Raw genomic sequence first — 24892 nt, 5'->3', positions numbered from 1 at the left:
GGCCGGCGGTTGTTGCGCGTGGGCCGGCCAACGGCCGGCGCTACCTTGTGGCTTGAGCCAGCGCGCTGGCCAGCTGCTTCAGCGAGTAGGGTTTGCGCAGCAGCGTGAAACCGTGATTCGGGTCGCTGGCCAGCAACTCGCTGTAGCCGCTGGTCAGAATCACCGGCAACCCCGGATAGGCATCGCGGATACGGCGGGCCAGCTCCAGCCCGTTGACCCCTGGCATCACCACGTCCGAGAACACCACCTGGAAGCGATGCGCATCGCGCTGGAGCTCGGCCCACGCGTCGGTCGCATTGCGGGCCAGGACGACATTGAAGTCCAGCTCCGCCAGCGCACTGGTCGCAAAGGCCGCCACGTCCACGTTGTCCTCCACCACCAGCACACTCAGGCCGGTGCCGTTGGCAATACGATGGGGCGTGGGAATCTGGGCGGCGGCTGAGGACGCCAGAGTAAGCGGCAGGTACAGCGTGAATGCCGTGCCTGTGCCCACGGTACTTTGAACGTCCACCTCGCCCTCGGACTGCTTGACGAAGCCGAACACCTGGCTCAACCCCAGGCCGGTGCCGGCCCCCACGCCCTTGGTCGTGAAGAACGGCTCGAAGATCCGGCTGAGTACTTCCGGCGCGATGCCTTGGCCGCTGTCGCTGACGCGGATGGCGGCGTAGTCGCCCAGCAGCGGGGCGGCCTGCCGGACTGAAGGGACCGTGCTGACCTTGCTCAGGGTGATGGTGACATTTCCCTGGCCGACAATCGCGTCGCGGGCATTGACCGCGATGTTGATCAGCGACGTATCGAGCTGGTTACGGTCCAGCAGCACATACAGGGGGGTATCGGGCAGCACGACCTCGACGTTGATGCGGGCACCGACCACGGTGCTGACGATGTCTGAAAGCGCACGCACGCTGTCGCGGATGTCGAACACTTCCGGAGTCAGACTCTGCCTGCGTGAAAACGCCAGCAGGTGCGAGGTCAGCTTGCCGGCGCGCTCGGCCGCCGAGCCAATCGCCTGCACGTAGCGCTGCTTGGGGTCATCCTCGTCCAGCACATGCAGCAGCATGTCCACCGAACCACCAATCACCTGCAGCAGGTTGTTGAAGTCGTGGGCCACGCCACCGGTGAGCTGGCCCATGGTTTCCAGCTTCTGCGCCTGGCGCAGCTGCTCGCGGGCGCGCACCAGTTCAAGATGGGCGTCGCGGGCCTGCTCGGTGATCGCAGCCACCTGCCGGCTGTGCAGGTTCTTCTGCTGGACCTGCTCGGTCTGCTCGCTGACTACGCAGAAGATGCCGGCGACCTCGCCGGTCAACAAACGCAGGGGCGAATAGGAAAACGTCCAGAAGGTCTCCTTCATCGAGCCGTCGCGGTCCATCTGCAGCGGCAGATTGTGGAAGCTGCGGAAGCGTCCATCGAAGGCGTCGTCAATGGCCGGGCTGACATCCGCCCAGACGTCGCTCCACACCTCCTGCAGCGATCGACCCATGGCCCCGTGCAGTTTTGCGCCCAACATCGGCAGATAGGCGTCGTTGAAGAAGAAGCGCTTCTGATCCCGTCCCCAGGCCAGCCACAGCGGCTCGGGCGAGTCGAACAGCGTGGTCAGCAGGACCCGCAGTTCGGCCGGTGCGGTTGCCAGGCCGCCTGCTTCGGCCCAATCACTGTCCTGCAGAAGCCGGTAGGCCAGCTGGTCGGGGTCGGAGATGGGCAGAGTGGTGCGGGGCATACAGATCGCAGAAGGGGTTGAACGAGAAGGGTAGCCCACTTCGGAGAGCGCAGGCGTTACGGCGCGGTGGCCGTGACTTGGGGCATATTGTCCCACGCCCGGTACCCGCCGCAGACTCGAGTCCGTACCCAGGCGCACGCACAGACCGTTGCGTTGCTCCGGGCAACCGCAGTTCAAATCCCCAGCGTCGCAGCCAAAGGAGCAGGTCATGCGTACTACGTTGTTGGTTTCTGCCGTTCTACTCGCCCTGGCCGGGTGCAAGCCCGGTAACGAATCCCCCGCGTCGGCATCAGCACCAGCTGCTAGCCCCGCACCCGTGGCCGAACCCGAGCTGATTCCCCGTGAGGCCCTGTTCGGCAATCCGGAGCGCGTCTCGGTGCAAATGAGTCCGGATGGCCAGTTCATCAGCTGGATCGCGCCAGTCAATGGTGTGCTGAATGTCTGGGTCGCCCCTGCAAATGACATCAATTCGGCCAAGGCAGTCACCAAGGACGCCTCGCGCGGCATCCGCCAGCATTTCTGGAGCTATCGGCCGGGCACGCTGGTGTATCTGCGCGACACCGGTGGTGACGAAGACTTCCATGCCTTCGCCGTCGATGTGAACAATGGGCAGGAGAAAGACCTTTCCCCATTCGCCAAGACGCGTGCCGAAGTGGTGGGGCTGAGTCATCTCAAGCCCGACGCGGTACTGATCTCGATGAACGACCGCGACTCGAAGTGGCATGACCTCTACAGCGTGGACCTTGCAACCGGCAAGCGCACCGAGGTAGTGAAGAATACCCATGAGCTGTCCAGCTACGTCGCCGATGCCAACTACCAGGTGCGTTATGCCACCCGTTCGCGTGACGACGGTGGCAGTGATATCCTCAAGCCGGACGGAAAAGGCGGCTGGAGCAAGATCGACGAGATTCCGTTCGAGGACGGTCTGACCACCGGTCCCGCCGGCATGACCACCGATGGCAGCACGCTGTACCTGTTTGACTCGCGCAACCGCGACACCTCTGCGCTGTATGCAATGAACACCACCAGCGGCGAACGCACCCTGGTGGCCGAAGATGCCCGCGCCGACGTCAGTGACAGTCTGTCCGACCCCAGCACCGGCAAGGTTCAGGCGGTCGCGGTTGACTATCTGCGGGAGGAGTGGAAACCGCTGGATGATGCCATTGGCGCCGACCTGAAGAAGCTCAAGGATATCGGCCCGGGCGATATCTCGGTGAACTCGCGCACGCTCGATGACAAGACCTGGATCGTGGCGTACTCGGCGGCCGAGCAGCCGGTGCTGTACTACCGTTACGATCGCGCCGACGGCGGCAAGCTGACCAAGCTGTTTGGCGCGCGCCCGGCACTGGAAGGCAAGCCGCTGGTGAAACAGTGGCCGCAGGAGATCAAGGCGCGCGATGGCCTGAATCTGGTGAGCTACCTCACCCTGCCGAAGGTGGCCGATGCCAACGCCGACGGCAAGGCCGACAAGCCCGCGCCGCTGGTGCTGTTCGTACACGGCGGGCCGTGGGCACGTGACAGCTACGGCTACAGCGGCTACAGCCAGTGGCTGGCCAACCGCGGTTACGCGGTGCTGCAGGTGAACTACCGCGGGTCCACCGGCTTCGGCAAATCGTTCACCAACGCCGGCAATGGCGAGTGGGCGGGCAAGATGCACGATGACCTGCTCGATGCGGTGCAATGGGCAGTCGACAACAAGGTCACCACCAAGGACCAGGTGGCCATCTTTGGTGGCAGCTATGGCGGCTATGCGACGCTGGTGGGTCTGACCTTCACCCCGGACACCTTCAAGTGCGGTGTCGATCTGGTGGGTCCGTCCAACCTCAACACGCTGCTGTCGACGATTCCGCCGTACTGGGCATCGTTCTACGAGCAGTTCGCCAAGCGAGTAGGCGACCCGCGCACGCCAGAAGGCAAGAAAATGCTGGACGATCGTTCGCCGCTGAGTCATGTGGACAAGATCAACAAGCCGCTGCTGATCGGGCAGGGCGCGAACGACCCGCGTGTGAAGCAGCCGGAGAGCGACCAGATCGTCAAGGCGATGCAGGAGAAGGGCATTCCCGTGACGTACGTGCTGTTCCCGGATGAAGGCCATGGCTTCGCACGTCCGGAGAACAACAAGGCCTTCAATGCGGTTACCGAAGGTTTCCTGGCGCAATGCCTCGGCGGCCGGGCCGAGCCGATCGGCGCTGACTTCACTGGCTCCAGCATTTCCGTGCCGACCGGTGCGGAGGGGGTTCCGGGCTTGGCTGAGGCGCTGAAGGGTCACACGGCGAACGTGAAGAAGTAAGGGACCTGCGAGACGGGGCGTGACTTTGAGGTCACGCCCCGTTGTTGTTTCAGCGAACGAAAAGCGTGGTGCGACCAACGCCTGCATTCCCATTAGCTGCATCCCACGCTCGTACTTCGATCTCATGGATACCCGGGTCATGCGGTATGTACGCCACCTTGTAACGTCCTGAAGCGGAATCGAAAATCATGCGCTGAAGTGGCTGCACCTTCCCGTTCACGGTGACCTGATAGTCCACTTCAGTGGTGCCGGCCTTCCACGGGCCATTCTCTGACAGTGCACAGCCGCACATCATGGTGACAGACACCTGCAGCGGGACTTCGGCACTCCGCTTGACCGGCTGGAATGCGGCGGGTTCGACGACGTCCACCACCAGGCCCGGCAGTTCGAGTACCCAGCCATCTCCCTCGGTAATGCTGCGACCGGGCAGCACCCATTGGGTACTGGTGACCGTTGTTGCCGCCTGCGGCTGGCTGAGGGGGCCGGTGACCGTGGCGGTGACACGTCGGGGCTTGTCGAGATCGAGTGTGGCACGGAACACCGCAGAGTCCGGCGTGGACAAGCGCTTGTCGCCACCAACTCCGCCTTCGAGAATGCGCCCGGTGTCGCCCGTACTTCCTTGGGTCAGACCACGTGCCAGCACTTCGCCGGTCTCGGCGTCCGTCAGCACCACGCGCGCGGAATCGCTGTAGCCACCGATGAATTTTGCGCCCCGTGCCAGCACCCGGACATCTACCTGCGTTGGTTCCGCCAGCGCGGGGAGTGCGGTGGACACCAGTGCGAGGGCCAGAATCGTTTGGCTGAGGCGGGTCTGCATCCGTACTGCCTTCGAGGTTGGGTTGCCCGCACTATAGACCAGCGCGGCGCATGGCGACCGCGCGCAGCAACAGAAGTGACACTGCCCACGCTGACCCCAGTAGCACCATTCCGTGCCAAATCGGCGATGCGAAGTGAACCGCCGAGAACCCGCGTTCTGCAGACACGTAAGCGAGCGGGGCCAGAAGCTGGCCAAGCACCACTGCTAGTGTCCAGTGCCGCTGAAGAATCGACAGGGACGTGGTCAGGGTCATCGCAAACGACGCCCACAGGGCGAGTATCCAAGGCGGCGGGAACCAGCCCCACGGCGACGCCGCGTACTGTACCGCCCCACTCGATGCCGCGAGGCCGTCCACGCCTATCGCGCACCCGAGCGCCAGCAGCATCAAAAGCAAATCCGTTCGGGCACGTGGCGAGGTGAGCAGCTGACTGGCGACGTACAGCCCGGCGGCGAGCAACGCGGGCCACTGCCATCCGTGTCCGGCACCCGCCACGGCGCACAGCCACACGCCTTGGTTGCCAAGCAGGTTGGCCCACCAGCGCCCGCGGGCAGGAACGGTCCAGGGAGTCATGGCGCTGATACCGAACACCGGGCTACCAGCGGTTCCGCCAGCGCGACCTGCCAGCGATCCGCCGGCTGTTCTTTGGCCGGGGCAGCAAAGCGCACCGTTACCGATGGGTACTTTCCGGCCGCGTCGCGCAGATTGCTGGTGCCACGAAACTCCAGCAGACGGCGATCACTGTCCGCGTAGACCAAAGACAGACGCGGAGCCAGACCGCCGTACCAGGTGTCGAGCCGGACTTCGAACGACTGCGCTGCTTGACCCTGCCAGCGAGCCGGACCCTGATGCACTACGTTCACTGGGTAGAAACGTGCTCGCCCCGGCACCAGGAAGGGCAGGCGCAGGTCCTTGCCCCCCAGCAAGTCATTCCAGCGCGCCCGCACCGCGGCATCGAAGCCGGCATCCACCACAGCGCTGGCTGGCAAGGTGATGCGGTTGACCTGGCGTTTGGCGCTCTCGTCTTCCTTCCAGTCGATGCCTACCGCACCGCCCGTGACCTGCACCTGTGCCAGCTGGCCGCTGCGGCGGTCCTCCAGCGTGTAGCCCCGGGCCTGGGCTGACGCCGTTGCTGGCATCTGTTTGCGCGCGAAAGGCTGCCCATCCGGGCATAAATACTGAACGAGGCGTTGGGCACCTTCGCCGGCACCCCGTTGCCAGTGCACCTCCCGATACGCCACAACCCCGCCGGCCGTGGTGGCGACGCCTTCGGTACGCAGGAGTGGCGTGGCGACGGCTGTGAAGGGCAGGCAGAGCAGCAGGAGAGTGCGCACGGTGCGCTCCCGGGCGGGTCGGTTGCATTGCCTACGGATGGAGGGCGCGGACGGATGCAGACGGCACCTCTCGCGGTGGTCATTCCGACTTCTGGCAGGGGTCACGGCTTCACGTGCTGGCTAGCATGTCGATACGCCCCTGGAGATAAAACACATGGATGCTGTGATCTTTGCTGCCAGCTTTGCGCTTGTTTCAGCCGTTCTCTTTTCCCTGGTGCGCCTGTTTGATCGCCGCATCCGGCTGAGCATGGTGCTGCTGTGCGCGCTGCTGCTGGGGCTGGATGACCTGGTGACCGGGCTGGCGTCCACGGTGCCTGCATTGGCCGTGTTTGGCGGCGGCTGGAACTGGTCTGGCAAGGTCTACAGTCTGGTGCTCTCCGTGGTCGTGATTCTGGCATTGCGGATCGATCGCCATGCCATTGGGCTTACCCTCAAGCAGCGCTCGACCTCGCTGTCGGTGCTTGCGGTGCTGGGCTTCATTGTCTGGGGCTCCGCGCTGGGGCTATTGTTCCAACCGAGTCCTGCTGATGCGGAAACGCTGATCTTCCAGCTGACCATGCCAGGACTGGCGGAAGAGCTGGTGTATCGAGGTCTGGTGCCCGCCGTATTGCTTGGGGCGTTGTGGGGAAGGGCACTGCCGCAAGGCAACTACTGGCCGGTGATTGTGGGCACCGCAATCGCGTTCGGCCTCTGGCATAGCCTGGCATACACGAAGGGTGCGTTCCGCTTCGACGCGATGAGTGGACTGTTTCCGTTCATCGGCAGCCTGGCAGGCGGATGGTTGCGCTTCCGCACTGGCAGTCTGCTGGTTCCGGTGCTGGGCCACGGGTTGGCCAACCTGGCCTTCCATGTAGTGGGTGGGCTCGCAGCCCAGTCATAGACGCGGGGTGCGGCTGCGCTGCGACCAATGAGCGCAGTAGGTGATTTCGAGCCTGTTTTCGAGCGTGCACGCGTATTGCCAGGTGTACGATCCCGGAACCTCGCCGCTGCCACCAAGAGAGCCTGCTGTGACAACGCTGTACCTCGACCACAACGTCCTGATCGACATCCAGAAGCGCCGTCGGGAGGATCTGGTTGCGCGTATCAATGGACTGGACCGAAGCGCATTCGATGTGGTGTTCAGTCCAGCGCATATCGAAGAAGTGGCGGCGTTGAGGATGCATCACGGTCGCGCGGATGAGGTCGCTCCCTTCCTGGATTTTCTATCCGGCCTTACCCACAACCGGGCATTGCTGCCCTATCCGCGTAGAAGCGTGGCGCAGGTGGAACAGCGCGGCATCTATCTGTCCATTGAGCATCCGGCTGAGACTTTTGGCCGTGTGATTGGGAGCTATGGCAACAATGCGTTCGCCGAAGCCCACCAGCGCGAGAAGATTGCCAGCGGCATTGCGTTCGGGGAAACGCACGTCGTCGACTCACGAACCAGCAACAACATGGACATTGCACACGAGCTGGATGCATTGGCTCCCAGGCTGATCGCGATTCTCGACGCCAACATTGCCGCCATGCGTGGAAGTCCGTTGGCGCCGTATCTTCCGTCCTGTGCACCCAGTCGTTCGCAGCTGAGCTTCGGTCACCTGGCGCGCTACTTCCCGGTCCATGAAGTGGTGATCGAGAAGATGTTCGAGTTCATGGACCTGCTCAATTACTACCCGAACAAGCCCAAGCAGTACCTCTCGGGCCTGCATGACACGACGCACGCCATCTATGCAGCGTATTGCGACGTCTTCGTCACCAACGACGCCGGCTTGCGGCACAGGACGTTGGCCGCCTACCACTGGCTGGGGGTCAAGACCCGTGTGTTCACAGGCGCTGAGTTCGTCGAGTACCTCGATGCCCGGCATGCCTCCACGGCGTCGGCCTGAGCATTCGGATACCCATAAGGGTCGATTCCGGCATGGCGGGACCGGGATGGAACCCCGTGTGAGGGCCGGATCCGCCTGGCTCAGGCGGACCTGCAGTCGTGCCGCCGTCGGCGTGGGGTCGAGCGCACGCTAGACTGGCGCGGCCGTATCGAACGGCGAACGGATAGCGGGGGGCAACATGGATGTGAGGTGGCTGGTACTCGCGGGCCTGTGGTTGACCGGTACCGCTTGTGCCCAACAAGTGCACAAGTGCGTTGACGGCGACCATACGGTGTATCAATCTGCGCCCTGTGCTTGTGGTGAGGCAGCCAGAACCTGGGATGCCCCACCCGATGTGCCCAACCCGAAGCGGCAGGCACGGCTGGATGCGATTCAGGACCAATTGGAAGCGCGCAAGCGTGCGCAGACCGAACGGCAACCTGTAGCGCGTGGCGGTCAGGGGGCGGCCATCAGTTTGTACCGGGACCCGGAGCGATGCGAGGCGGCAAAGGCCCGTCGCGCGGCCGCGTTCGAGGCCGCGGGGTCGCGCCGCACGTTTGAACTCACCCGGCGCATGGATGATCTGGTCTTTGATGCCTGCAAGTAGCGGGGAGAAATGAAGGTGGCAGTACATCGCAAGCGTGGCGATATCGATCAGCTGCATGTTCTCAAGACGTATTCGCAGATAGAGGCGGCCGAGTGGGCGGGCGCTTGGCTTTCGATATACGGTCGCGATGGTCGGGGCGTGAACACAAAAGGCTATCTGTGGCACGTCTTCAGTGCCGGACGCTACCCGTGCTTGAGTGGAGCGCCCGCCGTCGACAGATACATGGCCCAGGCGGGCACGCAGTTTGTCGTGCTCCCCAACGACAGGAACCACGCAGTGCTGACGGATCAGTTGCCTGACGCCGAGGCGGTATGGTCGGACTACTACGTTTTCCCGCCCAATCTGTCGTGGACGATGGCGTTGACGCATGAGGCGGGTTGGCTGGGGCCATACTTCGCGCAACACCCGGATCACGCGCGGCTGGACGAAGAGAATCTTCGTCAGGTGCAAAAGGCCAAGGAGATCGAGGCCGCGCGGTCCAAAGGATGGCTGAGCTGATGGCCTGCGTCGACCATGTTCATTTCATTGATTTCCGGGAGCGAAGCGACATGGCGAAGATCTATCCCGAGGCGATCACTTATCTGGCTGAAATTCAACTGGACAGAGTGGATTCGGCGGGCAACGCGACGGTGACCATGCACGCCGAGATTGCTCGTCCGATGGCGCTTTGCCGGCGCAACGGTGACATGTGGTACAGCTTCGTGTTGAACGACACCTCGATTGATCCGATCCTGCCTGGGCAGGCGACAACCTGTCTGGTTTCGTTCGTCAATAGCGAGGAAGCACGGGAGGCTTTTCCAATGACAGCATCTATCCTGTTCGGTGACGGTGCAGTCACCAAAGGGACGCTGAGGATTCTGTCGTTTGACCCTTGATTCAAGCGTCGCTTTGTCCACATTTGAAGCTCAGATGCAAGGCTTTTCGTTAGCCCATCAACACGCTTGGCCAGCATGTCGCGTGCTACTCTGACGCCACGCAGGATGAGCCACATGACCGCACGAACCGATTCCGTTTTTGATCCGAGCATCTCGTCGTACTACCTCAAGACCTTCACTGGATTGGACCTTTCCGGTCAGACACTGAAGGACCTCGAGTTCGAGTCCTGCACCTTCATTGATTGCGACTTCACAGATGCGGTGTTGCGTGGCGTGCGCCTGATTGAGTGCAGCTTCAACGATTGCCGGTTGAACCACGTCAAGCTTCCGTCTGCCCGGTTCCGGGGTGTGGTCATGGAGCGCTGCAAGGTCGTCGGCGTCAACTGGACCACCGTTGAATGGTCGCGGCTGAGTCATTCGTCCGAGCTCACGTTCCGCGAATGCGTCCTGACCGAGTCCGTGTTCTTTGGCTTGTCGCTGGAAGAGCTGGTCATGCAGAGCTGCAAGGCACATGCAGTTGACCTGCGGGAAGCGCAACTCAAGAATGCCGACCTTTCGTTCACAGACTTCAATGATGCGCTGTTCGGGCGCACGAATCTTACCGGTGCCGACTTCACCGAAGCGACGAACTTCGACATTGACGTGCTCAATAACGTGATGAGGGGTTCAAAGTTCAGTCGCCTGGAAGCCGCTCGCCTTCTGTCTGGCTTGGACATCGAGATTGTCGACTGACCCGGGGTAACCCCGCCCGCACTACAGTAGAAATACGCAGGAGAGCATGCGGCCCGACCTCCATACTGATGCCTGGTTCAAGCTGCTGACTCCGGATCAGGTGTCCCATGTCGCTGCTCATGACGTTCAAAATGGTGATCGTGTTGAGCGTGGTGCTCAGTGCGCTGGCATTGGCGATGCGTGCGCGCGGCGAGGACATCCTATATCTCGTACGACGGCCGGCCCTGGCAGTACGGTCATTCATTTCCATGTATGTGGTCGTACCGATCATCGCGGTGCTCGCTGTCGCGCTGATCGACCCTCGCCCGGGTGTGGCATTGGCGCTGCTGGTGCTCTCGTTGTCGCCGGTGCCGCCGTTGCTGCCAAAGAAACAGCTGAAATCGGGTGGTGAAGGAGCCTACATTCTCGCGCTGCTGATCGCAGCGGCGGCGGTGTCCATCGTGGTGATGCCCCTGGGCGTGAAACTGCTGGGGGAATTATTCGGCCACGAACTGCACGTTTCTACCGCCGCGATCGCGAAGACGCTTGCCGTTACCGTGGTGGGTCCCATGCTGCTGGGGCTGGTGGCGCAGAGGCTGCTCGGCGCCCGCGCTGAGCTGCTTTCAAAGATCATCGGTCGGATCGGCATGCTGATGCTGGTCATCGGCTCCATCGGGGCATTGGTCATCCTGGCCCCCGCCGTATGGCGCGCGATGGGCGAGGGCACGCTGGTCGCCATGCTGGTGGTCATTGTTGCAGGGCTGGCGGCAGGCTACCTGCTGGGTGGCCCGAGCCCCGGCACCCGGACGGCCCTCGCGTTGGCCTCCGCCACGCGGCACCCCGGCGTGGCACTGGGGGTGATCGGGTCCACCGTTCCGGACGCCAAGTTGGCGCTGGTGGCGGTGCTGGTGTTCGTGCTGCTCAATGTCGTTGTGGGCATCCCGTTCGTGATGGCGGCCGGTCGGCGCAGCGGGGGCTGAGACGGGTTGAGCAGCGCATGGCGCCTGCGAGCGGGGCCGGGTACGCTACGGCCAACGAACCGGGGCCAAGGTGGGGCAGCACAATGCGTACGGACGCTTACACTGATGATGCCATCTGCGCGAGCATGGGATTGCCGCTGTTCGAGCACGATCCCGCCTGTCTGAGCGCAAAGCGCGCCCTGCGCATCCTGTTGAAGCCTTCGTTCGACCCGGAGATATGCCTTTCCTTCGTAGACGGCGCTGTGTCAGTAGTGAGCGCTCGAGCGACAATCAGGCATCAGTTTCAGCCAGCGCCGATCCCCACTGATCGGGCCAGGGCATCGCTCGAGCCGGGGTCGTTCACTGCCTTGCTGGATGACATCGAGAGGGTAGCTGACACGGCAGTCGGGTCTGGTTTCATGATTGACGGAATGAACGCCGAAGTCGCCCTGTTCCGTGAAGGCGTCCTCGTGTTCAGAGTTACCAGGGTCGCCGGCATGCGAGATGACTGGGCGGCCATCCTGGGTCGCGTCATCGAGACCACCTGGGAGAGCATCGAGAGCCCGTATTGTCGTAACACCCTGGCCGACGCGGGAAAGTATGCGGGTCTGACCCTGCCGCAGGAAACAGAACCGGTCAGAAAGCCGTTCGTAGGTACGGTGGTGCTGGGGACGGAAGAAGAGAGAACCGAGGTCCTTGAAGCGCTTCGCAAGGTCTACACGTCCACCTGACCCGAGCGGCTCGGTCCGTGGAGGCCCTCATGGCTGGCACAAGCCCCGAGTCCGTAACCGTGAGCGAATGTGAAGTTCGATTTGGATCGATGTAGTACGATGCGCCACTGATCTGGCAGCCACCGTGCTGCCGCTGAGGGAGAACCCTCCGGCTGGGGAGCCGAAGATCAGCTTGTTTCAATCGCTCTTGGGGAAAACATGGCGTATACGAAGCGGATTGCCTGGAATCGGGCAACGGGCCGGTTTGATGTTGTGCTCGAATACTCGGCAGCACCCGAAGGAGAAGTCGCGCGGCGATTGCCGAAGGCGTGGCTGATCGGTGCGGCGACCCTGACCAGCCTGACCGGCACGGCGGCTGCAGCCCCGGGTACGTCTACCTACCAGAAGGCCTCCGACGACCAGCTCAACGGGCTCAAGGGCGACGGCATCCGTGTGTTCCACTACGACACCGGCATCAATCCGCTCTCGCTGACCGATGCCGCCGCCGCGACCGCGCTCGGCGAGCCGGACATGACCGGGTTTGCCGACAACGTACTCAAAGTCAACGGTGAGTATGTTGGCCTGTTCTCCAAGACCGAGAACGGTCGTACCGTCGAAAACCAGATGTCCTACCAGGCGCTGCATGGCGGCGGCCATGGTGCCTGGATGAGCTATTCGCTGCTGCACATCGTTCCCGAGGCCACCCTGCTGACCGGCAGTGGCAGCACGGTGGATGACTGGTGGAATGCCTTCGCGACCGCCAGCGATCCGGATGGCTTTGGTGCGCGCACCATGAGCGCTTCCTACTTCGTCTGGTACCCGTCGCAGATCACCGATGATCGCCTGAACTCCGTACCCACCTCGTGGCGAAATGCATGGCGTGAGATCAAGGACAACGACGCGCTGATCTTCCTGGCTGCGGGTAACAGTGGCAGCGGCAACACCACGGTGGTCCAGCCGTTCGTGTACGGCACCGTGCCGTTGGAAGATGCGCATTACTACGGCAACTACGTGGTCGTGGTGGCGACCCCGGGCGGCAACACCACCGGGCAGTACAACTGGGACCGTCAGAACTGTGGCCATGCCATGTACTGGTGCCTGGCCGCGGTGGAAGGCACGCTGCAGCGCGACACCGGAGGCAACATCATCCGTAAGGCGAATGGGCACTGGTCGTACAGCCTGGCAGGCGGAACGTCGTGGTCGGCCCCCAACGCCAACGCCATCACCGCGCGTGTCGCCGAGCGCTACCCGTGGATGTCCGCGCGCAACCTGATGGAAGTCGTGCTCGGCACCGCAACCGACATGAGCACCACCGACCGCAGCGCGAATTCGAACCTGCTGGCCGGCATCAATGCGTACTCTGGCTGGGGTGAGATCAATCCGGATGCGGCCATTGGCGGCTACGGCCAGTTTGCCTGGGGTCAGAGCAAGCTGGATATTCCGGCGGGCACCACGGCGTACTTCGACAACAACATCGGCGACAACCGTGCCGACACGGTGACGACCGGGCTCTACAACAACGACGTTGACACGCTCGGCACCGTGAGCCGGACGCTGGCAGGCGGCTTCGACAAGACCGGTGCGGGGACCCTGGTGCTCAACGGCAACAACACCTATCGCGGCAGCGGCAACGTGCGCGCTGGACGGGTGGTGGTCAATGGCACCAACAACCAGGCCGCGTTCACCGTGGCCTCCGGTGCGGTACTGCAGGCGGGCGACAACACGCAGGGCATGTCGGTCGGCTCGCTGGACAACGCCGGTACGCTCGCCTTGCCGCACCGCGGCACCGAGTTCGACGTGCTCGGCGACTATGCGGGCCAGGACCTCAGCCGCCTGTGGGTGGACGCCTATCTGGCGGACGCGGCGACCACCGAGTCGGCGCTGCTGCATATTGGCGGCAACAGTACGGGCAGCACGCAGGTGAGCATCGACAACGCTGGCGGCCCCGGTGGCCTGATTGCGCGTACCGAAGCGCAGTCCTGGGGGCACAAGGTCATCCAGGTCGATGGCACCTCGGGCGCGGAGTTCGTGCAGGCCGGTCGTGTGGTGGCCGGTGCCTACGACTATCAGTTGCGTCGCGGCGGCAACGGGAGTGCCGATGCGGCCAACCGAAACTGGTACCTGAGCAGCAGCGCAGTGCCCGAACCCACGCCCGAACCCGAGCCGGTTCCCGTGCCGCCTGCGCCTGTTCCGGAACCCGTTCCTCAGCCAGAACCGGTGCCGGCTCCGGAGCCCGTGCCTGAGCCCACCCCGGTACCGTCACCCGTGCCGGCCGAGCCGACGCCGGTGCCCGCACCGGTGCAGCCGGAACCTATCCCGGGTGGCAGCGACGACGTGCAGATGCTGCGCCCCGAGGCCGCCGCGTACCTCGCCAGCACCATCGCCTCGCGCTCCATGTTCAACGATGACCGCCCCGGTCGCGTGACCGGTGACCGCTACAGTCCGACCCGCTGGCGTGACAAGGGGCACCGCGACATCTGGGCCAGCGTGCGCGGCAACGAGCATCGCTTCAATGCGTCGGGTGGTGCGGCCGTGGATGGCCGCTGGCAGACTCTGCAGGTCGGTACCAGCCAGATGCTGAGCGACCAGTGGTCGGTGGGCGTGAAAGGTGGTCAGGGCCAGTACGACGTGGATTCCACCTCGCGTACCACCGGCTATCGCGCCAAGGGTCGGTCGACCGGCGTCATGCTGGGCGTATACGCGGACTATCGCCAGTCGCTGGACGACGCCACCGGCTTGAGCATCGCCTTTGACTCGTCGGGCACCCGCATGCGCCATCGCATTCAAGGTGACGGCCTGGCCCAGGAGCGCTTCCGCAGCACGGACTGGAGTACGTCCGCCGAAGCCGCATACGGCTTTGCGCTGAACGCCTCCATGGACGGCAAGGTGGTGCTGCGCCCCCATGTGGGTCTGGAATGGTCGCGCTCGGGTCCCTCTGCTTTGACCGAAGCCAATGGCACCGAGCTGACGTTTGAGCGCAGTGCGCCGCTGCGGGGCAGGGTGGGCGTGGACGTGCTGGCTGACTTCAAGGCCGGCAAGCAGATCCGACTTGCGCCTTACGTCGGTGCGCAGGTCATGCGGCAGAGCGACGATACCTCGCTTGAGATGGACGGGAGCCGCGTCGAGATCGATGGCTCGGCGCGCGTTACTCAATTCCGTGCTGGACTGCAGGCGCGGCTTTCGACGAATGTACGTGCGGAGATTGCCCTGCGACGGGATAGTGGGAGCGGTGGGTACCGGCAGACGACGGCCAAGGCTGAGCTCTCCATGAGCTTCTGATGGAACGGCCGGGTGGGGTAGACATCCGCCCGGCCGAATCGCCTGTCACTTTCACGTCATCTTGACCACCGCCGAATCTGGCGAAATACTCCTTGTAACCATCAGGGGGGCGGGGATGCTGATCAAGACCAAGGAAGGCGCGGTGACGCGGCCTCAAGGCGGTCGCATGAGTAGATCATCATCTGTATTCGTCGCGCTTTGTCTGTGCCTGGCTGGAGCTTTCGGGCTTTTTGGGCTTTTGGGACTTGCCTGGATGCTCTATCCGACGAGTATCAGCTTCAAGTTGGAGACATTCGCGGCACTGCGGCATGATGAGTTTCTGGATGTTCGTAGAAGCGCGGAGGCCTTCGCGCTGACGGTCGAGTCGAAAGGCATAGAGTTTCGCGCTGGTTCAGAGCGAACCCACTCATTCTCGTTCAGATGCAAAGGTGTTCCGTTGCTCTTTGTTGACAACGGCCCTGACATTCTATTTGTAAGTGCTATGGCGGGCGCCGACGATCGTGCTCCGGATTTGCGGAGGTTTCGCGAGAATATGGTTGCAGTGTTGAAGCGCTCGGGCCAGCCCGCCGGGCCGCCTGGTCCGCCAGATGAACCGACTGGGCTGGACGCCTTCGTACTCAAGCATAGAGATCGGGTTGATTTGTCCCAACAGTGCAGGTGAGCATGGAGTACTACACGGGCCATCCAAGATTTCGTGGCATTCGCGCGGGACGCTTCGTGGCAGATCAATGAAACGCCTCTCGGCCATCTCTTTCGCATTGTGCACCTGCATTGCGGCACTCTTCTGGGTCTTCTACCCCACTGGCATACAGTCAGAGTCGGGGACATTTGAAAAGCTGACGAGGGAGGAGTATCTAGGCATTCGGAAGAGTGCGGAAGAATTTGCGCGCACAGTGTCACCAAAGGGTGTTGAGTTCTATGGCGGGCCCGAGAGTTCCTCTTCATTTGAGTTCACGTGCAAGGGCGTCCCGCTGCTTCTGGTGGACAACAGTTTGATACTCTTCCGCGTTCACCTCATGGCAGGTGCTGAAAAGCGTTCGCCAGAGATCGTGAAGTTCCACGAGTTGATGGTGTCGCGCTTGAAGCCTTCCGGGCATCCGGGAGGCCCCCTTGGGCCGCCGCCGGTCCCGCGCGGCATTGAGGCGTTTGTGTTGAAGTATAGAGATGGTATCGATGTATCCCGACAGTGCGACTGAAGTTGCACAGAGACGTTCGGAGCCGAACCACCTTTTACAACTGCAGGGACGAAAGGATGAGCAAGCGCAGCTGGTCGATTCCATCCAACCGCGGCTGGGAGGTTTTCACATGCGAGATGCTTCAGGACGCGGGGTCCAGCATGCTTTGTGACATAACTGTCCAGGGCCAGTACATGAGCCGATCATTGGTCGGTGACACCAGTGGCGAGATAGTGCCTGATTTCGACGTCCGCCTTCCACAGGTACGCCTGGACAGGCGGTCGTTGCGCGACCTGCATGCGGACCTGGTGAGCTGGAGGGAAGAGGGTAAGTACTTCTCGCGTCAACTTGAGGGCAGTGACGCTGGAGGGCAAGAGCTTCGGATATACGTTGGCCCCAACGATCAGTTCGTCAGAGAAGTAGGTAAAGAAGCTTTAGGCATCGATTACAGATCAGGACCGGCGATGAGCGCGACCTGGCTATTCCTGATTGATCAGTCCTGTGCGGCTATGGCGGCCGAGGAGCTGGCGGTCTGCCTCGAGTCGCGTCTGGATCGATCTGATGCAAAGCTGATCGGCTAGAGCATCCATCCATTTACTGAGAGGGGCGGTCTGTGCGAAGGATAGTGTTCTCACTCGTCGTAGGGATCGGCATCCTGTACTGGTGCCTTTGGGTTGCAGCAGCGTTTTGGGTGTTCTATCCAACCAGCCTCGGATCCGAGCTCAAGACGTTTACCCCGCTCTCGCCGGAAGCGTACGCGAGAGTCAGGAGCAGTGCCATTGAACACTCCAAGACGATTGCCGGTAAGGGCATTGATATCAACGCAGGCATGGATCCAGCTGCTCCATTTGCGTTCTACTGCAACGGCGTGCCTTTGCTACTTGTGGATAACGGGCACATCGCGCTAACAGTAAATGTCATGGCGAATGCTGACGAACGCGCTCCGAGTTTGAAGAGCTTTAGAGAGGAGATGTTGTCGCAATTAGTACCGGAAGGTCGCCCACTGAACGCTGGCCAGGCAATTGAACAGCCTGCCGGCCTCGAGGCTTTTGTTCTGAAGTACAGGGATGGTATAGATGTTTCGCAGCAATGCAGGTGAGCAAGTGTAATGATTCCCCAGTAAGCGGGCGATGCTGACGGCAGCCAATGATGAATAGCGCGCAAGGAATGAGCACCATCGTAGAGCAGCTTTGCCGACTGATCAGCGGCGCTTCGGTGCTTCCAGATGCCGATGCAGAGCGGCTACTTGGCGAGCTTGCGGAGATCCACGGGATCGATGCTCGCGCCATTTGGTGGTGGCGGTCCATCCCTGACGCCAGGGTGACGGTTTACGGCAGCTCCGTAGATCTCTGGCAAGCGCATCTGCGTAGGCTGCTTATCGAGAGTGCCCCCGGCAGGGCTTTCATTGCCATTACGGACGACGAGGCACCGCCTTGGCCTGTCGTGGCGGTGGAAGATGGGATGAGCTTGATCGATGCGCTGGGCGAGTTGCAGTTCTTTGAGTATTTCGTTTTCACCAGTGACTTGTCACGGATCTTCTTCGATACGCATGAGAATGCCATCATTGAGGTCCAGTGATACAGGGCTGCGGCACGTTCCGGAAAGGATGTACACCTCGCCGGATCTGTTCTCTAACTTGGAGTGATACGTTGACAGCAAGGGCCATGCTTGTTGCATTATCACTGACGCTCATCATTCCCTCCGCATTTGCGGCCGGCGCGGAGGTGGATGGAGAATCATCCATCTTGGTAAAGGCGATCCAGACAGCGGTCAAAGAGGCGAAACGTTGCGGGGTAGATGTTGACCAGGTGGATGTGAGCGCCGCCCTCAAAGACGGGCTCTACAGGGTCGAGTTTGTCGAGCGAAGAAAGAGAGGTGGCGGTGCCATCATCGTCATTGATCGTTCTTCGATGAAGGTGAAAGAGGCCGCGTGCATCCAGTAGGCAGGCAATATGGCTGATCCAGCCCCCTCAGGTGACGTACTGCGCAACACCATTCCCGAACGACCAGTTCTCCTTCTTGACCTCGACAAGGTAGATGAAGACATCTTCCTTGCGCAGCCCGGTCTTTTCGTGAACTCCCTCAGCTATCGCCTGGAACAAGGCCTTCTTCAATTCCACGCTGCGCCCCTCACTGATGGTGAGGTGGATGAACACCATTTCATCGCTGCGCTCAATGCTCAGGTAGCTATTGTCGAACACGAAATGCGCCGCATCGTGCTCGGTGATCAGCTGGAAGTTGTCGCGGTCGGGCACGTTGATGGTTTCGCGCATGGCTGCGTAAACCACTTCGCCAATCCGGCGACCCAGGGTCGGGTCGTCGCGCTTGATCAGGTCAATCCGCACTACAGGCATGGCGCACCTCATCCGGCTGGCTGCAGGACTGCAGCAGCCGGAGTATAGGGCGGTCAGGGAGTACGGTAGGTTCCGAAACGGATCTTCACCGTTCCATCGACCACATTGATGACGCCTATCTGGCCCGGGCCGAACTCCACCACGGCCGGCCAGGAATGCTTGAACCCCAGTGGCCATGCCGGCGGGGTCACGGTGTGCCAAGTGGTGCCCTTGTCCTGGCTCCAGCTCACCTCGTTGTAACAGGAGGTCACGAACAGGGTTCCACTGGAGGTGGCCATCACATGCGGGCCGCAGCGCTGGTCGGCGAGGGGCGTGCCCAATCCTTCGGCCCAGGTGCGTCCATCCGGTGAGGTTTTGTAGGAGACCGGGCACTGCGGATCTTCACCGCAGGTTTCCAGCACCATCAGATAACCACCGCCGGGCCGGTGCGTCATCACCGGCATGCCGGGGCGCAGCAGTCCGCCACCCGGCTGATGGGCGATGGTGGCTGCGGGGCTCCAGGTACGGCCACCGTCCTTGGACAGCTGCTGCGACACGACCTGGTTGTAGGACGGCTGCTCATCGGCCCGCGTTTCGTCGGCATAGACCACCGACAGGGTGCCGTCGTCCAACAGGGTGAATACGGGTTCCCATACCCCTCGATCCTTGCGGCCAGCCGGCGTTTCGTTACGGGTGATGGTGCTCAAGAACGACCAGGACCGCCCCTGATCCTCGCTGGCATACACATTCAAGCGATACGACTTTCCATCAATCAATGAGCGCATGCCCAGCAGAACACGCCCGTCGGGCAGCACGAACAGCTCGCCGTTATCGAGTTTCCGATGCGGCTCGGAGACGCGCGAAAGGGGCTTCCAGGTGCGGGCGTTGTCGTTGCTGACGGACAACTGCAGCGTCGTGGTGTCTCTGCCGGGGTAATGCGTGGTCACCGCCAGCCAGCGGCCATCGGGCAGTCGCGCGAGCCGGCCCCAGCCGGCGTTCTGGGCGTCGACCGTCACCGTGTCGGACCAGGTGACCTCCACCGCCAGGGCAGGGAGGCCACACAACAGCAACGCCGAAGCGATCAACGCGCGCAAAGTGCGAAGAGTCATCCTCATGGCACTCACCAGTAGGTTGCGTACAGAGCCACCAGGATGGCCAGCACGGCCAGCGAGGCGATGTTGAACGACGGCGTGGTGGTGTACCCCACGTCATCAGTCCGGATACGGTCGCGGTCGCCGCTGGCGCGGGTGGTCAACGAGACGACCACTGCCAGGAACAGCGTTGCCAGGAACACCACGCCCATGCGGTCCAGGAAGGGCAGTGACGGCCACAGCAGCTTGAAGGCGAGCGACAGCACGAACGAGCCCACGGCGGCCGCCAGTGCACCCGCCTCGTTGGCCCGCTTCCAGAACAGGCCGAGCAGGAAGATCACCACGATGCCCGGAGTGAAGAAGCCGGTGAACTCCTGGATGTACTGGAAGCCCTGGTCGAAGCCGCCCAGCAGCGGACGCGCGGTCAGCACGGCGGCGATGATCGCGACGGACGCGGCAATGCGGCCCACCCGCACCAGCTTGGCTTCCGACGCGTCAGGCGCGCGCTTGGCGTAGAAGTCCAAGGTGAAGATGGTCGCCACCGAGTTGATCTTCGAGGCCAGCGACGCCACGATCGCGGCCACCAGGGCGGCGAACACCAGCCCGAGGATGCCGCTGGGCAGCAGCCCCAGCATGGTCGGGTAGGCCGCATCCGGACGCTCGAGGTTGGGGGCAAGCATCACCGCCGCAATGCCTGGTACCACCACGATGGCTGGAATCAGCAGCTTGAGGAAGGCGGCGAACACCACGCCCTTCTGCGCTTCCTGCAGATTCTTGGCGGCCAGTGCGCGCTGGATGATGTACTGGTTGAAGCCCCAGTAGCTGAGGTTGGCGATCCACATGCCGCCCAGCAGCACCGACAGACCCGGCAGATCCTTGTAGAACGGGTTGTCCTTGCTCAGGATCATCTCGAAGCGCTCGGGATGCTGCTGCCACAGCTGCATGAAGCCGTCGCTCACGCTGCCGTTGCCGATCTGGCCGAGCGTGATGAAGGTGACCAGCAAGCCGCCCAGCACCAGCAGGCAGACCTGCACGATGTCGGTGAGCGCCACGGCCTTGAGGCCGCCATACAGCTGGTAAGCCAGGGCGAACGCGCCAAGCAGCACCAGCGCCACGTCCTGATTCAGGCCCGCCACGCCGGCGATGGCAATGGAGCCCAGCCACAGGATCGAGGTGAGGTTGACGAATACATACAAGGCCAGCCAGAACACCGCCATCACTGTGCGGATGCGGTTGCCGTATCGCTCCTGCAGGAACTGCGGCATCGTGGTGATGCCGTTGCGCAGGAAGATCGGCAGGAACCACTTGCCGACGATGAGCAGGGTGATCGCGGCCATCCATTCATAGGAGGCGATGGCCAGGCCGATGGCATAGCCGGAGCCGGACATGCCGATGATCTGCTCGGCGGAGATGTTGGCGGCGATCAGCGAGGCACCAATCGCCCACCACGGCAGGCTCCGGCTGGCCAGGAAGTAGTCCTGCGCCGATTTCTGCTGGCCGGCTTTCTCGCGCGAGACCCACTGCGCGAGGATGAAGATGCCTGCCAGATAGGCCAGCACGATGCTGATATCGAGTGTGGAAAGGCTCATGAATTCTCCGCGGAAGTCCCACGCGCGGTGCGGGGCGGCAAGCTGTTGGGGTCGCCGGCGAAGCGGGGCTCGGCGAGCCCGGCGACGTCGGTGTCGAAAGCGAACAGGTGGCCCGCGAGCGGATCAGCTGCGCGTGCAAGGTCATCCAGGCCGTCGTGGGCGCTGGTGATGTACAGCGTCTGGCACGAGCTGCCGCCAAACACGGGCCGGGTGGGTTGGCTGACCGGCATGCGAAGCGAGCGCTCCTCGGTGCCGTCCGGGCGGTAGCGGACCACGCGTGCATCGCCCCAGCGCGCATTCCAGAGGAAGCCCTCGGCGTCGATGGCGCTGCCGTCGGGTTCGCCGGCCTCGTGGCGCAGGTCGGTGAACAGCCGCGCAGCGCCGAGGGTGTCGCCGTAGTCGCATTGCAGGATCTGCTTCTGCAGGGAGTCGCAGAAGTACATCGTGTCGCCGGTGGGGCTGAAGGCGATGCTGTTGGAGATGGCGACCGTGGGAAGTGGTAGGACTTCCAGGGTCAGGTCTGTGTTGAGGCGGAGGAAGGGGGCGACGGGTTGTTTCGGGCCTTCTGTGGGCTCGTGGAGCGTGCCGAAGACGAAGCGGCCTTGGCGGTCGCAGGCACCGTCGTTGGCGCGGCAGTCGGGTCGCACGCCGTGCAGGTTGTGCAGGTAGCGAAACTCGGCGGATTCAGGATGGAAGAACGCCAGCCGCGAGGCGAGCGCCAGCAGCAGCCAGCCGTCGGCTTCGCACAGCGCCATTGCCGTCAACCGCTCCGGCATGTCCCAGGTCGCCACGGCGCCGTCCGCCGGGCGGTAACGCCACAGTTTCGACTGCGCGATGTCTGTCCAATACACCACCTCTTCGCGGTCGCACCACAGCACGCCTTCGCCCAGGGTGTTGCCCGCCGGTACCGCCACGGTCGGGCCGGTCACACCCAGCCTCCATCGACGATGAAGTCCTGACCGGTACACATGCGGCTGTCATCGGCGGCCAGGAACAGCGCGGCGCGGGCGAGGTCGTCGGCACGCAGATAGCCCGGCAGGCACTGCGAGCGTCGCAGCTGCGCTTCACCTTCCGCGTCCAGCCACAATCGCTGCTGCTTCTCGGTGATGACCCATCCGGGCACCAGGGCATTGATGCGGATCGAATCCTGCCCCAGTTCGCGGGCAAGCCCGTTCACCAGTCCGTGCACGGCGGATTTGGCCATGGCATACAGCGGATAGCCGCTGTTCTTGATCATCCAGCCGGTGGAGCCGAGGCAGATGATCGAGCCGGCACCGAGTGCCTTCATGTCCGGCACCACGGCCTGGATGGCGAAGTACTGGTGCCGAAGATTCACCGCCACACTGCGTTCGAAGTCAGCCACACCGGTGTCGGCCAGCGTGTGCCGCGCATCGTTGGCGGCATTGTTGACCAGCACGGAGAAAGCACCGACTTTGCGGCGGCCCTGAGCGATCGCTGCCTGGAACGCTGCGATGTCGGTGATATCGCAGTGCAGGTAATGCGGCAGATTCTCGACGTCGGTCAGATTATCCATCAGCGCCTGCGCGCCGCTGTCGTCGATGTCCAGGAACACCACGTTGGCTCCCTGGCGGGCGAAGTGTTCAACAAACGCCGCACCGATGCCGGTGGCACCACCGGTAACGAGCACGGCGCGGCCTTGCAGACTGGGATAACGCGTCATGGGCATCACCGCGCTCACCATTCGGCCACGCTGCCATCGGCATGGCGCCAGATGGGATTTCGCCAGCGATGGCCTTCAGCGGCACGTTCGTCCACATAGGCCTGGTTGATCTCGATGCCGAGGCCGGGGCCGTCGGGAATGCGCACGAAGCCGTCCTGGTAGTCGAACGGGGAGCGATCCACCAGGTAGTCGAGCAGGTCGTTGCTGGCGTTGTAATGGATGCCCAGGCTCTGCTCCTGGATGAAGGCGTTGTAGCAGACCGCGTCCAGCTGCAGGTTCGCCGCCAGCGCGATCGGGCCCAGCGGGCAGTGCAGGGCCAGGGCAACGTCGTACGCCTCGGCCATCGCCGCGATCTTGCGGGTTTCGGTGATGCCACCCGAATGCGACGGGTCGGGCTGGATGATGTCGACACCACCGGTCTGCAGAACGCGCTTGAAGTCGAAGCGCGAATAGAGGCGTTCACCCAGTGCAATCGGGGCGGGGGAGAGGGCCGCCAGTTCCGGTATGCACTCCAGGTGTTCAGACAGCACGGGTTCTTCAATGAACATCAAGCCGAACGGGCTGAGCTCGCGCATCAGCACCTTGGCCATCGGCTTGTGCACACGTCCATGGAAGTCCACTGCCAGGCCCACGCCGGGGCCGACCGCATCACGCACGGCCTGTACGTTTTCCAGCACTTTCGTAACCGTGTCATGGGTGTCGACGAACTGCACCTCTTCGGTGGCATTCATCTTCACCGCGGTGAAGCCACGCGCGACCGCTTCTTTCGCGGCACGCGCGGTGTCGGCGGGTCGGTCGCCGCCAATCCACGAATACACGCGCATGCGCTCACGCACCGGCCCACCCAGCAGGGTGTGCACGGGTACGCCGAGGGCCTTGCCGTGGATGTCCCAAAGCGCCTGGTCGATGCCGGCCAGTGCGCTCATCAGAATCGGGCCGCCGCGATAGAAGCCGCCGCGGTACAGCACGTTCCAGTGGTCTTCGATGTGGCGGGGATCTTTGCCGATCAGGTAGTCGGAAAGCTCTTCGACCGCGGCGGCCACGGTGTGCGCGCGGCCTTCAACGATGGGCTCGCCCCAGCCGCTGATGCCGGCGTCGGTATCGATACGGACGAACAGCCAACGTGGGGGCACCATGTAGGTGGTGATGGCAGTGATTTTCATGCGGGGGAGTCCGTGTGGAGGTTGTTCCAGGCGTCGATGAAGGCGTGCGCGCGACGGCCCACCTCAGCAGCAGGTGTTCTGGGGGCGTAAAGGGCGGAGCCGATGCCGAAGCCGGCGGCACCAGCCTGGTAGTACGCCGCCATGCGCTCGGGGGTGATGCCGCCCACCGGCAGCAGCGACGTGCCTGCGGGCAGCACGCTGGACCACGCTTTCAGCACGGCCGGCGGCAGCTGCTCGGCGGGGAACAGCTTCAGGGCATCGGCGCCGGCACGCAGCGCGGCGAAGGCTTCGGTGGGCGTGGCCACACCAGGCGTACACCGCATGCCCTTGCCGTGCGCGGTGGCAATGACCTCGACGTCGGCGTGTGGCATCACGATCAGGCGACCGCCGGCGTCATGGACGTCCTGCACCTGTGCCGGCGTGAGTACCGTGCCAGCACCGATCAAGCAGCGGTCGCCGAGCTGCTGGGCCAGCAGTTCAATGCTGCGCAGCGGTTCTGGCGAGTTGAGCGGCACTTCCAGGATATGGAAGCCGGCGTCGGCCAGCGCGGCACCGACGGCCGGTGCCTCCTGCGGGGTGAGCCCGCGCAGGATGGCAACCAATGGGAGGGGTTGCATCCAGGCGGCGCTCATGGGATTTCCTCTAGCGTGGGGGCTTCTTGGAAGCGCGCGCACCCTTCAGGTTGGCGCGCGAGTCGGCAATCATGTCCAGCATGGCGG

General features: G+C 63.0%; 27 protein-coding genes. 16 read left to right on the top strand and 11 right to left on the bottom strand.

What is annotated here, in order from left to right; genetic code table 11:
- Nucleotides 1-40: 40 nt before the first annotated feature.
- Nucleotides 41-1717, bottom strand: coding sequence for an ATP-binding protein (locus tag QMX83_RS10285; protein ID WP_282296535.1), 1677 nt, complete (start codon nt 1715-1717; stop codon nt 41-43).
- 208 nt (nt 1718-1925) lie between these two features.
- Between QMX83_RS10285 and QMX83_RS10280 the strand changes: the two genes are divergently transcribed.
- Nucleotides 1926-4007 carry a S9 family peptidase gene (locus QMX83_RS10280; RefSeq protein ID WP_282296534.1) on the top strand — a complete coding sequence of 694 codons (2082 nt, stop codon included), beginning with the start codon at nt 1926-1928 and terminating at the stop codon, nt 4005-4007.
- Between the two features lie 49 nt (nt 4008-4056).
- Here the strand turns inward: QMX83_RS10280 and QMX83_RS10275 are convergent, their stop codons facing one another.
- The 3 genes from QMX83_RS10275 to QMX83_RS10265 are packed head-to-tail and all read right to left on the bottom strand — an operon-like array spanning nt 4057 to nt 6156.
- Complete coding sequence (locus QMX83_RS10275) at nt 4057-4824, bottom strand: hypothetical protein (RefSeq protein WP_282296533.1); 768 nt, start codon at nt 4822-4824, stop codon at nt 4057-4059.
- A 31-nt stretch (nt 4825-4855) separates the two neighbouring features.
- Nucleotides 4856-5395 (bottom strand): DUF2878 domain-containing protein, encoded by a 540-nt coding sequence (locus QMX83_RS10270; RefSeq protein WP_282296532.1) that lies wholly within the window; start codon nt 5393-5395, stop codon nt 4856-4858.
- A complete protein-coding gene (locus QMX83_RS10265) occupies nt 5392-6156 on the bottom strand; it encodes a hypothetical protein (protein WP_282296531.1) in 765 nt (254 codons plus the stop codon). The genes QMX83_RS10270 and QMX83_RS10265 overlap by 4 nt, the downstream gene beginning before the upstream one ends.
- A gap of 154 nt (nt 6157-6310) precedes the next feature.
- Between QMX83_RS10265 and QMX83_RS10260 the strand changes: the two genes are divergently transcribed.
- The 15 genes from QMX83_RS10260 (at nt 6311) to QMX83_RS10190 (ending at nt 18259) form a co-directional block, all read left to right on the top strand.
- Nucleotides 6311-7036, top strand: a complete 726-nt coding sequence (locus QMX83_RS10260) for a CPBP family intramembrane glutamic endopeptidase (protein ID WP_282296530.1) — start codon at nt 6311-6313, stop codon at nt 7034-7036.
- Between the two features lie 40 nt (nt 7037-7076).
- The gene (locus QMX83_RS10255; protein ID WP_282296529.1) at nt 7077-8021 is read left to right on the top strand and encodes a hypothetical protein; all 945 of its coding nucleotides are present in this window, start codon (nt 7077-7079) and stop codon (nt 8019-8021) included.
- Nucleotides 8022-8355: 334 nt separating this feature from the next.
- Complete coding sequence (locus tag QMX83_RS10250) at nt 8356-8607, top strand: hypothetical protein (RefSeq protein WP_282296528.1); 252 nt, start codon at nt 8356-8358, stop codon at nt 8605-8607.
- Nucleotides 8608-8616: 9 nt separating this feature from the next.
- Nucleotides 8617-9105: a DUF4275 family protein gene (locus tag QMX83_RS10245; protein ID WP_282296527.1), complete on the top strand. Its 489-nt coding sequence runs from the start codon at nt 8617-8619 to the stop codon at nt 9103-9105.
- Nucleotides 9093-9482, top strand: a complete 390-nt coding sequence (locus QMX83_RS10240; RefSeq protein ID WP_282296526.1) for a hypothetical protein — start codon at nt 9093-9095, stop codon at nt 9480-9482. Before QMX83_RS10245 ends, QMX83_RS10240 begins: the two co-directional genes overlap by 13 nt.
- A 114-nt stretch (nt 9483-9596) precedes the next feature.
- Nucleotides 9597-10214 carry a pentapeptide repeat-containing protein gene (locus QMX83_RS10235; protein WP_282296525.1) on the top strand — a complete coding sequence of 206 codons (618 nt, stop codon included), beginning with the start codon at nt 9597-9599 and terminating at the stop codon, nt 10212-10214.
- 107 nt (nt 10215-10321) lie between these two features.
- Nucleotides 10322-11173, top strand: a complete 852-nt coding sequence (locus QMX83_RS10230) for a hypothetical protein (RefSeq protein WP_282296524.1) — start codon at nt 10322-10324, stop codon at nt 11171-11173.
- 83 nt (nt 11174-11256) lie between these two features.
- A complete protein-coding gene (locus QMX83_RS10225) occupies nt 11257-11883 on the top strand; it encodes a hypothetical protein (protein WP_282296523.1) in 627 nt (208 codons plus the stop codon).
- Nucleotides 11884-12135: 252 nt separating this feature from the next.
- The gene (locus QMX83_RS10220; protein WP_282296522.1) at nt 12136-15141 is read left to right on the top strand and encodes an autotransporter outer membrane beta-barrel domain-containing protein; all 3006 of its coding nucleotides are present in this window, start codon (nt 12136-12138) and stop codon (nt 15139-15141) included.
- Between the two features lie 115 nt (nt 15142-15256).
- Nucleotides 15257-15802 (top strand): hypothetical protein, encoded by a 546-nt coding sequence (locus QMX83_RS10215; protein WP_282296521.1) that lies wholly within the window; start codon nt 15257-15259, stop codon nt 15800-15802.
- A 67-nt stretch (nt 15803-15869) separates the two neighbouring features.
- A complete protein-coding gene (locus QMX83_RS10210; RefSeq protein WP_282296520.1) occupies nt 15870-16337 on the top strand; it encodes a hypothetical protein in 468 nt (155 codons plus the stop codon).
- A 56-nt stretch (nt 16338-16393) separates the two neighbouring features.
- Nucleotides 16394-16897: a hypothetical protein gene (locus QMX83_RS10205; protein ID WP_282296519.1), complete on the top strand. Its 504-nt coding sequence runs from the start codon at nt 16394-16396 to the stop codon at nt 16895-16897.
- 44 nt (nt 16898-16941) lie between these two features.
- Nucleotides 16942-17415 (top strand): hypothetical protein, encoded by a 474-nt coding sequence (locus QMX83_RS10200; protein ID WP_282296518.1) that lies wholly within the window; start codon nt 16942-16944, stop codon nt 17413-17415.
- A gap of 68 nt (nt 17416-17483) precedes the next feature.
- On the top strand, nt 17484-17894 hold the full coding sequence (locus tag QMX83_RS10195; protein ID WP_282296517.1) for a hypothetical protein: 411 nt from the start codon (nt 17484-17486) through the stop codon (nt 17892-17894).
- An 86-nt stretch (nt 17895-17980) separates the two neighbouring features.
- Entirely contained in the window at nt 17981-18259 is a 279-nt protein-coding gene (locus QMX83_RS10190) for a hypothetical protein (RefSeq protein ID WP_282296516.1), read from the top strand.
- A 27-nt stretch (nt 18260-18286) separates the two neighbouring features.
- Here the strand turns inward: QMX83_RS10190 and QMX83_RS10185 are convergent, their stop codons facing one another.
- The 7 genes from QMX83_RS10185 to QMX83_RS10155 are packed head-to-tail and all read right to left on the bottom strand — an operon-like array spanning nt 18287 to nt 24805.
- Nucleotides 18287-18670, bottom strand: coding sequence for a tautomerase family protein (locus QMX83_RS10185; protein ID WP_282296515.1), 384 nt, complete (start codon nt 18668-18670; stop codon nt 18287-18289).
- A gap of 53 nt (nt 18671-18723) precedes the next feature.
- Nucleotides 18724-19764: a sialidase family protein gene (locus QMX83_RS10180; protein WP_282296514.1), complete on the bottom strand. Its 1041-nt coding sequence runs from the start codon at nt 19762-19764 to the stop codon at nt 18724-18726.
- Between the two features lie 5 nt (nt 19765-19769).
- Nucleotides 19770-21329 (bottom strand): sodium/sugar symporter, encoded by a 1560-nt coding sequence (locus QMX83_RS10175; protein ID WP_282296513.1) that lies wholly within the window; start codon nt 21327-21329, stop codon nt 19770-19772.
- Nucleotides 21326-22258, bottom strand: coding sequence for an SMP-30/gluconolactonase/LRE family protein (locus QMX83_RS10170; protein ID WP_282296512.1), 933 nt, complete (start codon nt 22256-22258; stop codon nt 21326-21328). The genes QMX83_RS10175 and QMX83_RS10170 overlap by 4 nt, the downstream gene beginning before the upstream one ends.
- Entirely contained in the window at nt 22255-23010 is a 756-nt protein-coding gene (locus QMX83_RS10165) for an SDR family oxidoreductase (protein ID WP_336618957.1), read from the bottom strand. Before QMX83_RS10165 ends, QMX83_RS10170 begins: the two co-directional genes overlap by 4 nt.
- Before the next feature lie 14 nt (nt 23011-23024).
- Entirely contained in the window at nt 23025-24173 is a 1149-nt protein-coding gene (gene dgoD / locus QMX83_RS10160; protein ID WP_282296510.1) for a galactonate dehydratase, read from the bottom strand.
- Entirely contained in the window at nt 24170-24805 is a 636-nt protein-coding gene (locus QMX83_RS10155; RefSeq protein ID WP_282296509.1) for a 2-dehydro-3-deoxy-6-phosphogalactonate aldolase, read from the bottom strand. The genes dgoD and QMX83_RS10155 overlap by 4 nt, the downstream gene beginning before the upstream one ends.
- Nucleotides 24806-24892: the final 87 nt, after the last annotated feature.

The organism is Stenotrophomonas sp. PS02289 (assembly GCF_029960115.1).
GTDB lineage: Bacteria > Pseudomonadota > Gammaproteobacteria > Xanthomonadales > Xanthomonadaceae > Stenotrophomonas.
Note: the sequence above shows the minus strand (reverse complement) of the source record. Positions and strands in the feature narration are given on the sequence as shown.

Coding starts and splice junctions, on each gene's coding strand:
- QMX83_RS10155 (WP_282296509.1), bottom strand. CDS start 24,805: ATGAGCGCCGCCTGGATGCAACCCCTCCCATTGGTTGCCATCCTGCGC.
- QMX83_RS10165 (WP_336618957.1), bottom strand. CDS start 23,010: ATGACGCGTTATCCCAGTCTGCAAGGCCGCGCCGTGCTCGTTACCGGT.
- QMX83_RS10175 (WP_282296513.1), bottom strand. CDS start 21,329: ATGAGCCTTTCCACACTCGATATCAGCATCGTGCTGGCCTATCTGGCA.
- dgoD (WP_282296510.1), bottom strand. CDS start 24,173: ATGAAAATCACTGCCATCACCACCTACATGGTGCCCCCACGTTGGCTG.
- QMX83_RS10195 (WP_282296517.1), top strand. CDS start 17,484: ATGAGCACCATCGTAGAGCAGCTTTGCCGACTGATCAGCGGCGCTTCG.
- QMX83_RS10275 (WP_282296533.1), bottom strand. CDS start 4,824: ATGCAGACCCGCCTCAGCCAAACGATTCTGGCCCTCGCACTGGTGTCC.
- QMX83_RS10280 (WP_282296534.1), top strand. CDS start 1,926: ATGCGTACTACGTTGTTGGTTTCTGCCGTTCTACTCGCCCTGGCCGGG.
- QMX83_RS10190 (WP_282296516.1), top strand. CDS start 17,981: ATGCTTGTTGCATTATCACTGACGCTCATCATTCCCTCCGCATTTGCG.
- QMX83_RS10240 (WP_282296526.1), top strand. CDS start 9,093: ATGGCTGAGCTGATGGCCTGCGTCGACCATGTTCATTTCATTGATTTC.
- QMX83_RS10285 (WP_282296535.1), bottom strand. CDS start 1,717: ATGCCCCGCACCACTCTGCCCATCTCCGACCCCGACCAGCTGGCCTAC.
- QMX83_RS10210 (WP_282296520.1), top strand. CDS start 15,870: ATGAAACGCCTCTCGGCCATCTCTTTCGCATTGTGCACCTGCATTGCG.
- QMX83_RS10180 (WP_282296514.1), bottom strand. CDS start 19,764: ATGAGGATGACTCTTCGCACTTTGCGCGCGTTGATCGCTTCGGCGTTG.
- QMX83_RS10235 (WP_282296525.1), top strand. CDS start 9,597: ATGACCGCACGAACCGATTCCGTTTTTGATCCGAGCATCTCGTCGTAC.
- QMX83_RS10245 (WP_282296527.1), top strand. CDS start 8,617: ATGAAGGTGGCAGTACATCGCAAGCGTGGCGATATCGATCAGCTGCAT.
- QMX83_RS10230 (WP_282296524.1), top strand. CDS start 10,322: ATGTCGCTGCTCATGACGTTCAAAATGGTGATCGTGTTGAGCGTGGTG.
- QMX83_RS10185 (WP_282296515.1), bottom strand. CDS start 18,670: ATGCCTGTAGTGCGGATTGACCTGATCAAGCGCGACGACCCGACCCTG.
- QMX83_RS10260 (WP_282296530.1), top strand. CDS start 6,311: ATGGATGCTGTGATCTTTGCTGCCAGCTTTGCGCTTGTTTCAGCCGTT.
- QMX83_RS10270 (WP_282296532.1), bottom strand. CDS start 5,395: ATGACTCCCTGGACCGTTCCTGCCCGCGGGCGCTGGTGGGCCAACCTG.
- QMX83_RS10215 (WP_282296521.1), top strand. CDS start 15,257: ATGCTGATCAAGACCAAGGAAGGCGCGGTGACGCGGCCTCAAGGCGGT.
- QMX83_RS10205 (WP_282296519.1), top strand. CDS start 16,394: ATGAGCAAGCGCAGCTGGTCGATTCCATCCAACCGCGGCTGGGAGGTT.
- QMX83_RS10225 (WP_282296523.1), top strand. CDS start 11,257: ATGCGTACGGACGCTTACACTGATGATGCCATCTGCGCGAGCATGGGA.